General features: G+C 49.2%; 9 protein-coding genes. 4 read left to right on the forward strand and 5 right to left on the reverse strand.

Annotated elements, in window-relative coordinates; translation table 11 throughout:
* Position 1 precedes the first annotated feature (1 nt).
* From AC3CIC_RS01700 to leuA, 5 genes are all read right to left on the reverse strand, one after another.
* Complete coding sequence (locus AC3CIC_RS01700; RefSeq protein WP_488515197.1) at positions 2-808, reverse strand: DUF547 domain-containing protein; 807 nt, start codon at positions 806-808, stop codon at positions 2-4.
* 256 nt (positions 809-1,064) lie between these two features.
* Positions 1,065-1,667: a 3-isopropylmalate dehydratase small subunit gene (leuD, locus tag AC3CIC_RS01705; RefSeq protein WP_016959006.1), complete on the reverse strand. Its 603-nt coding sequence runs from the start codon at positions 1,665-1,667 to the stop codon at positions 1,065-1,067.
* Between the two features lie 9 nt (positions 1,668-1,676).
* The gene (leuC, locus tag AC3CIC_RS01710; protein WP_488515198.1) at positions 1,677-3,092 is read right to left on the reverse strand and encodes a 3-isopropylmalate dehydratase large subunit; all 1,416 of its coding nucleotides are present in this window, start codon (positions 3,090-3,092) and stop codon (positions 1,677-1,679) included.
* A gap of 89 nt (positions 3,093-3,181) precedes the next feature.
* Positions 3,182-4,270 carry a 3-isopropylmalate dehydrogenase gene (gene leuB / locus AC3CIC_RS01715; RefSeq protein ID WP_488515199.1) on the reverse strand — a complete coding sequence of 363 codons (1,089 nt, stop codon included), beginning with the start codon at positions 4,268-4,270 and terminating at the stop codon, positions 3,182-3,184.
* A gap of 2 nt (positions 4,271-4,272) precedes the next feature.
* A complete protein-coding gene (gene leuA / locus AC3CIC_RS01720) occupies positions 4,273-5,829 on the reverse strand; it encodes a 2-isopropylmalate synthase (RefSeq protein WP_016959003.1) in 1,557 nt (518 codons plus the stop codon).
* Between the two features lie 639 nt (positions 5,830-6,468).
* Here leuA and AC3CIC_RS01725 point away from each other — a divergent pair.
* From AC3CIC_RS01725 to AC3CIC_RS01740, 4 genes are all read left to right on the forward strand, one after another.
* Positions 6,469-7,857 carry an efflux RND transporter periplasmic adaptor subunit gene (locus AC3CIC_RS01725; RefSeq protein WP_394212262.1) on the forward strand — a complete coding sequence of 463 codons (1,389 nt, stop codon included), beginning with the start codon at positions 6,469-6,471 and terminating at the stop codon, positions 7,855-7,857.
* The gene (locus AC3CIC_RS01730) at positions 7,854-10,973 is read left to right on the forward strand and encodes an efflux RND transporter permease subunit (RefSeq protein WP_488515200.1); all 3,120 of its coding nucleotides are present in this window, start codon (positions 7,854-7,856) and stop codon (positions 10,971-10,973) included. Before AC3CIC_RS01725 ends, AC3CIC_RS01730 begins: the two co-directional genes overlap by 4 nt.
* A gap of 133 nt (positions 10,974-11,106) precedes the next feature.
* A complete protein-coding gene (locus AC3CIC_RS01735; RefSeq protein WP_016959000.1) occupies positions 11,107-11,637 on the forward strand; it encodes a phosphatase PAP2 family protein in 531 nt (176 codons plus the stop codon).
* 24 nt (positions 11,638-11,661) lie between these two features.
* Positions 11,662-12,801, forward strand: a complete 1,140-nt coding sequence (locus AC3CIC_RS01740) for an MJ1255/VC2487 family glycosyltransferase (RefSeq protein ID WP_488515201.1) — start codon at positions 11,662-11,664, stop codon at positions 12,799-12,801.
* Positions 12,802-13,139 lie beyond the last annotated feature (338 nt).

Consider the following 13,139-nt stretch of genomic DNA (forward strand, 5'->3'; position numbering starts at 1 on the left):
GTTATGGCTTATTGAGCGACCAGTCGTAATCGTATTGGATTTTCCCCGACCAGCCTTTTAGTGGCTTCCCGTCGCGATACACGTCTATCTGCTTCAAAATGGCTTGTTCATTGTCACCAAAATCAACGCCATACCATTCATAAATGGATGACAAGGTTAAGGTGTTGCCATCAACGCTAGCGCCTTTTGCGCTGTTGGTGAATTGCGTTGCCGCTGCATCAAGTAAGGACTCAGTGTTCTCTGCAGTAAAGGCGGTTTTGGCAAGGTTTGGGCAACCTAGGCTGGCGCAATTCACGGCATAATGAATGCGGGAGTCGTTCCAAATAGGGCGAAGAATGCGGTGCTCAATATCGTTTAACGTCAGCGATTGTCCTGCGACAGTGGTGGCTTTGTCATCCCAAGGGCCAAAGCTTAGGAAACCACCCAGTTTGGTGATGGATTTGATGGGATATTCATCGAGAATCACTTTCACTGTCAGCGCATTATACAGATTCACCCAGTAAGCAAATTGCTCGCTTTGACGATAGTTGCGCGGGTCAAGTGAGGTTAAATCGGTCAGGTATTGTTCCAGTACCGCTTTGTCTTGCGACGACACTGCGCCGTAATTGAACAAAGTGTGCTGGCCTTGCTCGGTAAGATAGCGGTCAAGGAGGTGTTGCCATTGACTGTGGTCAAACGTGGCTGAATTGCTTTCGTTACTGTTGTCCCAAGTTGGCCATAACTCGCTTTGGGGGGCGGCAAATGCCTGACTTGAAAGCAATAGCAACATTGCGAATAGCGATACGCCAAGAGACAGTGTTTTACGCATGTTTTATCCCTAACTCAAAATAGTTGTGTGTAATACCAATGAGAATAAATGTGTCGTCATTCTTGCTGGTTAACATCGGCAATCTCTGCGTCAGGGGGTTTTCCTGCGCAAATTGATGACCGCTGACTTAATCAGATAGGTATAAAGACCTGAGTCAATGCAGTTTTCTTTCTTTTTGATGAGTACGAAGCGCATAAAAAAACCGACCATTATCATGGTCGGTTTCTTAGTGCAGCATATTTATACCGATAAGATCTTAGACTAAGAAAGCGGGGATCTTGGCTTCGTATTCGGCGATTTTGTCGCTGTGCTGCAGTGTCAGACCGATGCTATCTAGTCCTTCCAGCAAGCAATGACGGCGGAAATCGTCGATTTCAAACGTATAGACTTTATCGCCTGCTGTGACGGTTTGCGCTTCCAAATCTAGCGAAATTTCTGCGCCTTCATTGTCTGCTACAAACGCGAACAGCTCATCGACTTCTGCTTCTGTCAGCGTAACGGGCACCATTTGGTTATTGATGGAGTTACCGTAAAAAATATCCGCGAAGCTTGAAGAAATCATCACTTGGAAGCCAAAGTCGGCCAAAGCCCATGGTGCGTGCTCACGGGAAGAGCCACAGCCAAAGTTTTCACGTGCTAACAGCACGCTTGCGCCTTTATAGCGTGGTTGATTCAGCACAAATTCTGGGTTGTCTTGCAGGCCTGCTTCGTCGAGAAAGCGCCAGTCATGGAACAGGTGTTTGCCAAAACCGGTACGATTTACTTTCTGCAAAAACTGTTTTGGAATGATAGCGTCGGTATCGACGTTAGCAGCGTCCAGCGGTGCCACCAGACCAGTATGTTGTTTAATTCCTGACATGGTGATTCCTTATGCGTTCGTAATGTCGAAGCTGTTAACGTCAACAAAGTGACCCGCAACGGCAGCCGCAGCAGCCATGGCTGGGCTAACCAGATGGGTACGACCTTCGCGGCCCTGACGGCCTTCGAAGTTACGGTTGCTGGTCGATGCGCAGCGCTCTTTTGGCCCTAAACGGTCGTTGTTCATCGCCAAACACATGGAGCAGCCTGGCAGACGCCATTCAAACCCTGCTTCGATAAAGATCTTATCCAAGCCTTCTGATTCTGCTTGCGCTTTCACTTGCTCAGAACCCGGAACCACTAATGCTTGAACACCTTGTGCGACCTGACGGCCTTTGGCAACAGCAGCAGCAGCGCGCATGTCTTCAATGCGTGAGTTGGTGCAAGAACCGATAAACACTTTGTCGATGGTGATGTCAGTGATTTTCTGACCGGCTTCAATGCCCATGTATTTCAGCGCGCGCTCTGCAGAGTGACGCTCAATCGGATCGTTGAAGCTTTCTGGTGCTGGCACTACGCCATTGATACCAACGACCTGGCCTGGGTTCGTGCCCCACGTTACTTGGTTGTTGATGTCGGCAGCATCGAGTGTCACCACGGCATCAAATTTGGCGTCGTCATCGGTTTTCAGCGTTTTCCAGTATTCAACCGCTGAATCCCAATTCTCGCCAGTTGGGGAGAACTTGCGACCTTGCAGGTAATCAAAGGTCGTTTGATCCGGTGCAACCAGACCCGCTTTCGCGCCAAGTTCAATCGCCATGTTACAGACCGTCATACGGCCTTCCATGGTCAAATCTTCAATTGCCTGACCGCAGAATTCGACCACGTAACCCGTACCACCGGCATGACCGACTTTGCCGATAATGGCGAGAACGATGTCTTTTGCCGTTATGCCGTCAGCGGCCTTGCCTTTGACCTCGATTTTCATGGTCTTGGCACTGCCTTGCTTCAGGGTTTGGGTTGCCAGCACATGCTCAACTTCTGAGGTGCCAATTCCAAACGCCAATGAACCAAATGCGCCATGGGTCGCGGTGTGCGAGTCGCCACAAACAATGGTCGTGCCTGGCAGGGTAATACCTAATTCAGGGCCGATCACGTGAACGATGCCCTGATACGGGTGGTTCAGATCGTAAAGGGTAACGCCAAACTCTTCGCAGTTTTTCGCTAAGGTTTCCATCTGGATCTTAGCCATTTCGCCAGAGGCATTGATGTCTTTGGTTTGGGTAGACACGTTGTGGTCCATGGTGGCGAAAGTTTTCGACACCTGACGCACCGGACGGCCTTTTTCACGCAAGCCATCAAATGCCTGCGGAGAGGTGACTTCATGCACCAAGTGGCGGTCGATATACAGCAAAGGGGTTTCACCTTCTGCTGCGACCACCACATGGGCGTCGTAGACTTTTTCGTATAGTGTTTTTGCAGACATTGCTTCTTCCTTATTTTCCCTGTTGTCTTGAGACTCGTCGCGGCGTTGGCGACGAGATCAAAGACTGACGGGAAGAATCCTTTCTTATTTTATGCTTCGCGGACGTACGCGGTGATTTTATCACCCATTTCAGACGTCGTCAGCGGAGTTGTGTTACCAGCCAGGTCCGCGGTCAATTCACCCGCTTCTAGCGCCTTGCTCACTGCGTTTTCAATCGCAATCGCGGCGTCTTCTTCACCTAGGCTGTAACGTAGCATCAATGCCGCAGACAGAATCTGTGCCACAGGGTTAGCAATGTTTTTACCGGCGATGTCTGGTGCGCTGCCGCCTGCTGGTTCGAATAGGCCGAACTGACTGTCGTTGAGACTGGCCGATGGCAACATGCCCATGGAGCCGGTGATCATCGCGCACTCATCAGAAATGATGTCACCGAAGATGTTCGAACAAAGCATCACATCAAACTGCGACGGGTCTTTAATAAGCTGCATGGTCGCGTTGTCGATGTAGATGTGTGACAGCTCAACATCTGGGTAGTCTTTGGCGATTTCTTCGACCACTTCACGCCACAAAATCGAGCTTTGCAGGACGTTAGCCTTATCGACAGACATGACTTTTTTGCGGCGAAGACGCGCCGATTCAAACGCGATGCGAGCAATACGCTCGATTTCGTAGCGATAGTAAACTTCTGTATCAAATGCACGTTCTTCAGCGCCAGAGCCTTCGCGGCCTTTTGGCTGACCAAAGTAGATGCCACCGGTCAGTTCACGTACAACCACGATGTCGAAACCACGCTCAGAGATATCAGCACGCAGCGGAGAAAATGCTTCAAGTCCTGCATGAATTTGCGCAGGGCGAAGATTACAAAACAGTTGGAAATGCTTGCGCAAAGGCAGCAATGCGCCGCGCTCTGGTTGCTCGTTCGGTGGCAGATTTTCCCATTTTGGGCCGCCGACTGAACCAAACAGTACTGCGTCTGCGGCTTCACAGCCTTTTAAGGTCGCATCTGGCAGTGGTGAACCATGGTTGTCGATGGCAATGCCACCGACGTCAAACTCGTTTTTATCAAAGGTGATATCGAATTTTTCACTGATAGCATCCAGCACTTTATGGGCTTGTTGCATCACTTCTGGGCCAATACCGTCACCCGGTAGAACGGCAATCTTATACGTACCTGCCATGGTTATACTGTCTCCGTTTTCAAAGTTGCTTGTTCTTTAATTTGAGCAATGCGGTTAGCGCGGTAAATGCTGTTGATGACGTGCAATAGCGCCTGTCCCGATGCTTCAATAATATCTGTTGAAACGCCCGTGCCGTGATACTTGCGGCCTTTATAATTGGCGATAATGTCAGCTTGCCCTAAACCATCTTCCCCTTCGCCTTTGGCGGTCAGGTCAAACTTATCCAGCACGATTTCGTAACCCGTAATACGGTAGATAACTTGATATAAAGAATCTACTGGGCCGTTGCCGATGGCAGCGTCGCTAATTTCTTCGTCGCCACATTGCAAGCTGATGGTCGCGGTGGCTTTCACACTACCACTTTGCACGCTCAGGTACTTCAACTTGTAGAAGTCATCTTCTTCTTGCAGGTTATTGAAGAACATCAGTGCTTCCAAGTCATAATCGAAAACTTGGCCTTTTCGGTCGGCTAGCTTCAAAAATGCTTGATATAAATTATCCAAATCGTACTCAGTATCGCTGTAGCCCATGGTGTCCATGTGGTTCTTCACGGCAGCGCGGCCAGAGCGACTGGTTAGGTTCAAGGCTTTTTGGCCCAAACCTATCGACTGAGGGGTCATGATTTCATAGGTGTTCTTGTTTTTAATCATCCCATCTTGGTGAATGCCTGAGCTGTGGCTAAAGGCATTCGTGCCCACAATCGCTTTGTTGGATTGAATCGGCATGTTGCAAAGCTGGCTGACCATCTTACTGGTACGGCTAATCTCGCTATGGTTGATGCCTGTATCCACGCCCAGCAATTCGCTGCGGGTTTTGATGATCATGGCAATTTCTTCTAGTGCGCAGTTACCTGCACGCTCACCAATACCATTAATTGTGCCTTCGATTTGACGCGCACCGGCTTGCACTGCAGCAATTGAGTTAGCAACCGACATGCCTAAGTCGTCATGGCAGTGAACTGAAATCACGGCTTTGTCGATGTTAGGAACGCGGTTAAACAGGGTTTCGATAATACCGCCAAACTCACCTGGTACGGTGTAGCCGACAGTGTCAGGAATGTTGACCGTGGTTGCGCCTGCTTTGATGGCTTCTTCCACCATGCGGCACAAGTTATCAATGGGGGTGCGACCTGCATCTTCACACGAGAACTCGACATCGTCGGTATAGCGACGCGCACGTTTAACGGCGTTAACACCCATCTCGACCACTTGGTCATAGCTGCGACGCAATTTGTCTTGTACGTGAATGGTAGAAGTAGAAAGAAACGTATGGATGCGGAACGCTTCAGCGGCTTTTAACGACTCTGCCGCGACATCAATGTCTTTATTCACGGCACGGGACAAGCCACAAATACGGCTGTTTTTGATCGTTCTGGCAATGGTCTGCACCGATTCAAAATCGCCTGGACTCGAAACGGGAAAGCCAGCTTCAATCACATCAACACCTAGACGCTCGAGCGCCAGTGCGATCTGCAACTTCTCTTTTACAGTCAGGCTGGCTGACAGCGCTTGTTCGCCGTCGCGTAAGGTAGTGTCAAATATGATGACTCGGTCTTTCATGGTCGTTCCCTCTCTTGCCGTTGAATACCCATATCGTGGACAGTTTCTTAGCTACTGACTGATAGTGATATTAGTTATCCGTACCGCTGGCAGGTAATACAAAAAAACCCGCGCACTCGGCGCGGGTTTCGTAAGTCTTGGTGGATGTTATCTTCAGTCCATGACCTACCCGCGCGAAAAGCTCACGAGGAGTAGAAGGTCTAGGAGGAAAATACGCATCATCATTTTTACAGCTTCCTAATAAGGTCTGCACAAATGAATACCAAACCATTTACTATTGCGTCAATATCAAAATAGAAAATAACAAGAATGCGTTATTCATACTGTTAACTGTGGTGAAATAAACTGCTTTTCATGTGTCAAATTGGTTTTATTCACTAACTGGGGTTTTGGGTGATCTCACGACGAAAGCGTTAGTTGAATACGACGACGTGAGTTTGTCGTCGTCTCATTGGCTTGGAGCGCGGTTGGCGCTGGTACGATTGCCACAGTTCGGCTTGTCACAAATTGATAATTTGGCAATGCAATGTTTTGTAAATTGAAAGAAATACTGGATGTTCCAACGTAGTATTACTTCGTGCATGAATCGGTATAACGAGATTTGTACTGATACTTTGTTGGATACGGAGGTCTTTTACCATGACACTGCGCCGAAAACTGCTTTTCTTTCCCGCCTTGGCGATCGGTGCGTTGGTGCTGTTTATGGCCATTACTTTGCGTCCTGATATTCCCGTGAAACCCGCACAATCTAAAGCGCGGTCTGTCGATGTGATTACCTTAAAACAGCAAGACATTGCCCCAAAAGTGACGGGGTTTGGTCGGGTGACACCGAAACTAACGTGGCAAGCTATCGCCGAAGTGAATGGTAAGGTGATTTACCGAAATCCGGCGTTGCAAAAAGGGCAGGTACTGCCTGCTGGCACGGAATTACTTCGTATTGACCCGACGGATTACCAACTTGCCGTGGCGCAAGCACAAGCTGATGTGAGCGCAAAAGAAGCCCGTCTCGCCAAGCTCGATCTCGACGATACCAACTTGCAAGCCACGCTCGCGATTGAAATTCGGCGTCTTACCTTGAGCCGAGATGAACTCACTCGCCAGAAAAACCTGCGAAAGAAAGGGCTGACGTCCCAATCTGATCTGGATTCGGAGCAGCAAGCTTTCTTGTCGCAACAAGCGCGAGTGCAAGATCTGCAAAGCCAGATAAAAGTGCTGCCCGATGAAAAGCGGATCACTCAGGCAGAATTGGATGTTAGCCGATTGGCACTTGAGCAGGCAGAGCGCAATTTGGAGAAAACCCAAATCGTACTTCCGGTCGACAGCCGCATTGCGGAGGTTAATATCGAGCAAGATCAAGTGGTGACACCTCAACAAGTGATGGTGGTTGCCCATGGCCTTGAAGCAGTAGAAGTGGACGCACAAGTCTCTATTCACGATATGCAAACCGTGTTCGACACCTTGGTTGATGCAACCGGCAACGGTTTTGAACAAAAGATCCACCAACTGGATGCCAGTGTGGCGTTGTCGAGTGGCTCATTTACCCGTGAGTGGGGCGCCAATGTGGCGCGCATTAGCGATACCGTGAACCTCAATCAGGCCACTGTAGGTGTGATTTTGGAAATCGCGCTGAGTGATAAAAAGCATGCGGGTATTGCTGCCATGCCGACACTGGTCAACGGCATGTTTGTTAAAGCCAGCATCTCAGGACAACCCGTTTCCCATTGGGTGATCCCCGAGCAAGCGCTCAGAGGCGATAAGATCTATGTGATGGAAGAAGGCGAGCTTGTCGTCTTGCCTGTGACTATTGTGTTCCGCAGCGGTAATCATGTCGCGATCGACGGCGCGCTGAAACAAGGACAGCAAATCGTTATCAACGATCTGCTGCCTGCTGTGCCCGGAATGACGCTGGAAGCCGTCACTGTCGATGGCGAAAGCGTTGACCGAAGCGGTATTGAACAGAGTCGTGTTGATGAAAACAGTATGGAGCAAAGCCGTGTCGGTGAAAAAGCGACAGAGGACGACGTATGATTCGTTTTTTCGCCCGACATCCGACAGCCGCCAATTTGCTGATGCTGACGCTGATCTTGTTGGGCCTGACGTCATTATCCAAACTTAAACGAGAAACCTTCCCCGAATTTGCGCCGCCTTACATTCTTGCCAATGTGGTTTATCCCGGAGCAAGCCCTGAGCAGGTAGAGCAGAATATCTGTCTGTTGATGGAGGAAGCCGTTGATGGGCTTTCCAATATCGAAGAAACGCGCTGTGAAGCGGTGGAAGGCTCCGCGAGTTTAGTGGTGAAACTCAATGCCGAGGCTGATATCTCGCGCATGCTGGTGGATATTCAAACCCAGATCAACGCCGTGAACAACTTCCCCAGTGATATTGAACCACCTGTGGTGCGTGAGTTGGACTGGAATGAGCCTGTTGTTGATGTTGCGATCGCGGCAGAAACGGATTGGGTCGGGCTAAAAGCCTATGCCGAAGATCTCAAGCAAAAACTCAAGCACCAATATGATGTTCAACTGGTTAACGTGGCAGGGTTTTCCGACAAGCAAATACGCATTGAAGTACGCGAAAGTGCCATGCGCCAACTGGGCTTGAGTGTGGAAGATATCGCCGCGCAGATCAGCGCTCAAAATATCAATCTCCCTAGTGGCAATGTTGAGTTAGCCGACAAAAGCTTGTTGATCCGCTTTGATCAGCGACGGATTGCTACAGAAACACTCGGTCAGATCGTGGTGGCGGCTGACAGCGAGGGTGGCGTGATCCGCTTGCAAGACATCGCCACACTAACAGAACGTTTTGAACTGGATGAACAAAAAGTCTGGTTTGATGGTAAGCCGTCTGCACTGCTTAAGATCAGCAAAAACAAAGCCGATGACGCCCTTCGTATCAAAGAAAGAGTGGTGCAGTTTGTCGACGATCAGCAAGCCATTGCGCCTGCGGGTGTCACCTTAAACCTCACCAATGATTTCTCGTCCCTGCTTTGGGATCGTCTGACCATGATGACCCGTAACGCATGGCAAGGGGTGATCTTGGTCTTTGGTGTCATGTGGCTGTTCTTCTCGTTTCGCTATTCATTTTGGGTGGCGGCAGGTCTTCCAGTGGCCTTCCTTGGCAGCTTCTTTCTCATGGCGCAGCTTGGGTTATCGATCAACATCATGTCGCTGGTGGCGTTGCTAATGGCGATAGGGATCATGATGGATGACGCCATCGTGATCTCCGAATCCATCGCATCCCATATTGATCGGGGGCAGAAGCTGGAAGATGCGGTGGTCAATGGGGTGAAAAAGGTGCTGCCCGGCGTCGTGTCTTCCTATCTCACCACCGTGTGTATCTTTGGTAGCTTGATCTTCTTGCAAGGGGAAATGGGGGCTGTGCTGCGCGTCGTGCCCATGGTGCTGATCTTGGTCTTAACACTCAGCCTTGTTGAAGCCTTTCTTATCTTGCCGCACCACTTGCAACATTCACTCTCAAAGGCAGGCAAGCCTAAGCCTGATCTTGCGTTCAAACGAAAATTCTTAGAAAAATTCGAGCATTTTCGTGCTAATAGATTAGCGGTACTTGTCACCAAAGCAGTGGAATGGCGCTATGCATTTGTCGGTGGCGTGCTTGCCATGCTATTGATTTCATTCGCCCTGCTGGCTTCCGGCGCCGTGCGCTTTGTGGGTTTCCCCGAACTGGATGGTGATATTGCCGAAGCGCGAGTGATCCTGCCGCCAGGGTCTTCCTTGGCGCAAACCGAATCGGTTGTGGCAACGCTGATTGAATCTGCGAATCGGGTGAGTGAGCGCTTAAGTGAAGAGAATGAGCAAGGACAACCGCTGATTGAACACATTACCGAGCAGTTCAATTTTAACGCCGATGCCGACGAAAGCGGTCAGCACATTGCCACTGTGCGTATTGATTTGCTCAGCGCAGAAATGCGAGAAACATTGATCGATGATTTCGCCGCGGAATGGGAAAAAGAGACGGGCATGCTAACCACACCGATTTCTTTGGTGTTCAAGCAACCTGCCATGGGTCCCGGAGGACGTGATTTTGATATTCGATTGCAACACGACGATCTGGATGAATTGAAACAAGCATCGGTACAAATCCAGCAATTTATCGGACAGTTTGAGGGCGTGTCCGGTGTGCTTGATGATATGCGTCCAGGCAAAGAAGAAGTGAAGGTGACGCTGCGCCCTGGCGCGGAAACGTTTGGTATTAATGGTCAAATGATTGCGCGGCAGTTACGCGCGGCGTACTTCGGACAAACCGCTGATGAAATTCAAGTCGGGCCAGAGTCGATTGAAGTGGATGTGCGACTCGACAAAGACGATGCCAGCAGTCTACAAGGGTTGACTAACTTTCCTATTGTTTTGCCTGATGGCAGCTTGATCCCCTTATCGACTGTGGCAGAGCTGAATTATCAGCGCAATTATGTGCGGATCCAGCGTATTGACGGGCTTCGCACCTTGAGTGTGTTTGGCGATGTGGTGCAAAGTCAGGTCAGCATTGGTGATGTATTAGCGCGCCTAAAAGAAGAAATTGTGCCCGGTTTGGAAACCCAATATCCAGGGCTGCGCGTGCTGTTTGAAGGGCAAAGTCAGGACTCGGCAGAAACAGGGCGTTCAATGGGCATTGGTTTTGCCCTTGGTCTGTTTGGCATCTTCGTTATATTGAGTTTCCAATTCCGCAGTTACCTTGAACCTTTTGTGGTGTTGATAGCGATTCCGCTGGCACTGATTGGTGTGCTTTGGGGGCATTGGTTGCTTGGTCATCCTCTGAGTATGCCAAGCATGATGGGTTTTGTGTCTCTTGCTGGCGTGGTGGTGAATGACTCCATCTTGCTGGTGCAATACATTCGTCATCATTTAGATGAAGGGGATGATGTTTACAGCGCCGTGGTTCGCGCCAGTCAGGAGCGTTTTCGTGCGGTGTTCTTAACCTCGTTAACGACAGCGGCTGGTCTGTTACCCTTAATGCTGGAAACCAGTTTGCAGGCACAAGTGGTGAAGCCATTGGTGATCTCGATTGTGTTCGGTATTTTCACCTCAACCTTACTGGTGTTGTTTATGATCCCTGCGGCCTACGCCATTTTGGCGGATTTTGGCAAAGTGAAACGGCATGAGCCATTACATGCACCCGGCTCGGTATAACTCGCTTCGGCATACGCACATTTCTACATAAATGTGATGGCATAAAATTCACGCAGTCGTCTGCAAATCGTAACCGGACTGTCACTGCGCAACTCTACGCTGACTATGTAACGTCAATAAATGGAGTTGATGAATGCGCAGTCTCGTTACCCTCCAAAGGGTCGATCAGGCCGTATCTACCCTTTGTTTAAGCCACCGATTCAGTGCCGACATTGCACGTGTGTTTCGGTGGGTATCCAAAAGTGGAGACGGACATCTTTATCTGGCTATCGGTGCTTTGCTTGCACTGACAGCAGGCGACAAAGGCGTCTCGTTTCTTGTTTGTGGTTTGCAGGCATTTGCGATTGAGTTACCCGTTTATAGGGTGCTTAAGCGTCTATTTCGTCGAGCTAGGCCACAGCACCTCCCTGCTTTTATTATCCCTTCCGATCTTTACAGTATGCCATCAGGCCATACGTCAGCGGCGTTTCTCATGGCAGCGCTTCTCAGTCATTTTTACCCTGATTACAACGCGGTGTATTGGACATGGGCAGCCAGTATCGGTGCTTCACGCGTGTTACTTGGCGTGCATTACGTTTCTGATGTGTTGGTGGGCGCGTTATTGGGGCTAGGGTGTGCGTCATTGGTATTGCGCTTTTCCGAGTATGTGTATTTTGCGGGATAGCCCGTATAACAATAGAGAGCAGTGATGAAAATTCTTTATGGCGTACAAGGAACGGGCAATGGACATATTTCCCGTGCACGGGCGATGGCACAAGCCTTAGCTGAAACGCCAAGCATCGAGGTGCAGTTTCTGTTTTCTGGCCGTGCCGAATCCGCGTATTTCGACATGGCAGTGTTTGGTGATTACATGGTGCGAAGAGGATTCACCTTCTTTAGTCATGCCGGAAAAATTGATCACGTAAAAACGGCGCTCAACAATAATTTGTGGCAGTTTATGCAGGAAGTGCGCTCGCTTGATGTGACGCAATACGATTTGGTGATTTCAGATTTCGAGCCTGTCACTGCGCATGCCGCCAAGCATCGTGGTGTTCCTTCTCTTTCAATCAGCCATCAGTCCGCGTTTCTTTATGACGTGCCCAAGCAAGGGCAAACCCTCATAGATAAAGCCATCATGCGTTTTTTTGCGCCCACTGAACTCAATGTCGGCCTTCACTGGTATCACTTCAACCAACCCGTTTTACCGCCTATTATTGATTTGAAACCGAACGATTCACATCCCAAAAGCGGCGTGGTATTGGTGTATTTACCGTTTGAACGGTTGGACAGTGTTCTCACCACCTTGCGACACTTTTCTTCATCATTTATCTGTTTCCATCCTGATTGTCAGAACGCGGCACAAGATGGCAATGTTGATCTTCGGCCATTAAGCAAAGCAGAATTTCAACAGGCTTTATTCGCTTGTGATGGCGTGATTGCGAACGGCGGTTTTGAGTTGCCCTCTGAAGCTTTATCTTTGGGCAAAAAATTACTTCTTAAACCTCTCAGTGGTCAGTTTGAGCAGCAAAGCAATGTCACCACGTTAGACATACTTGGTTTGACAAGCACCATGGAAAGTTTGGACATTAATGCGATCCGCCAATGGTTAGCGCATTCAGAAAGTCAGCGAGTGAAATATCCTGAAGTGGCAGAAGCCATTGCGCAATGGTTAGCCGTGGGGGATACGAGCACCTTGCCTGAGCTTCATGAAAAGCTTTGGTCACAGGTGGAATTCCCCGAACATGTGAACGATTTATTGTCAGATTTTTGGCCAAGTCAACGCCGTAAACAGGCGATGTTCAACATGAAGTTGCCTGTGGGATCAAATAAAAAAGCCAAGCAGCATTGATTGCATGAATGGGTTGGCATCGAGGCTTTCGCATGCGATTTTTAGGTCTATATGGTTGTTTTATAATCGAAAAAAGTAATTGATTTTTAGGTTTACCCTCCTGCCTATGAACATGTTTTTATAACAATTTACTGGGGTATCTTTCGCCAGTCATGTTACTAAGTTTGTGTCCCAGTCATGGTGTGTTCAGTTTCATTAAGTAAACTTATCACCTGTCAGGACATGAACGCGTGTTTGACGTTCCATTATCCAAACTCGATCCGCTGTGCTCAATGGCATAGCTACCTAATCGCTTTGTAATCGCCCTTTTTAGGTGTGATAGCAGTTTGTATACATGG

Source organism: Enterovibrio sp. QJM3NY_24 (assembly GCF_057786035.1).

Bases quoted from the DNA above. Each gene is read 5' to 3' on its own strand.
- leuB (WP_488515199.1), bottom strand. From the start codon at position 4,270: ATGGCAGGTACGTATAAGATTGCCGTTCTACCGGGTGACGGTATTGGC.
- AC3CIC_RS01725 (WP_394212262.1), top strand. From the start codon at position 6,469: ATGACACTGCGCCGAAAACTGCTTTTCTTTCCCGCCTTGGCGATCGGT.
- AC3CIC_RS01740 (WP_488515201.1), top strand. From the start codon at position 11,662: ATGAAAATTCTTTATGGCGTACAAGGAACGGGCAATGGACATATTTCC.
- leuC (WP_488515198.1), bottom strand. From the start codon at position 3,092: ATGTCTGCAAAAACACTATACGAAAAAGTCTACGACGCCCATGTGGTG.
- leuD (WP_016959006.1), bottom strand. From the start codon at position 1,667: ATGTCAGGAATTAAACAACATACTGGTCTGGTGGCACCGCTGGACGCT.
- AC3CIC_RS01730 (WP_488515200.1), top strand. From the start codon at position 7,854: ATGATTCGTTTTTTCGCCCGACATCCGACAGCCGCCAATTTGCTGATG.
- leuA (WP_016959003.1), bottom strand. From the start codon at position 5,829: ATGAAAGACCGAGTCATCATATTTGACACTACCTTACGCGACGGCGAA.
- AC3CIC_RS01735 (WP_016959000.1), top strand. From the start codon at position 11,107: ATGCGCAGTCTCGTTACCCTCCAAAGGGTCGATCAGGCCGTATCTACC.
- AC3CIC_RS01700 (WP_488515197.1), bottom strand. From the start codon at position 808: ATGCGTAAAACACTGTCTCTTGGCGTATCGCTATTCGCAATGTTGCTA.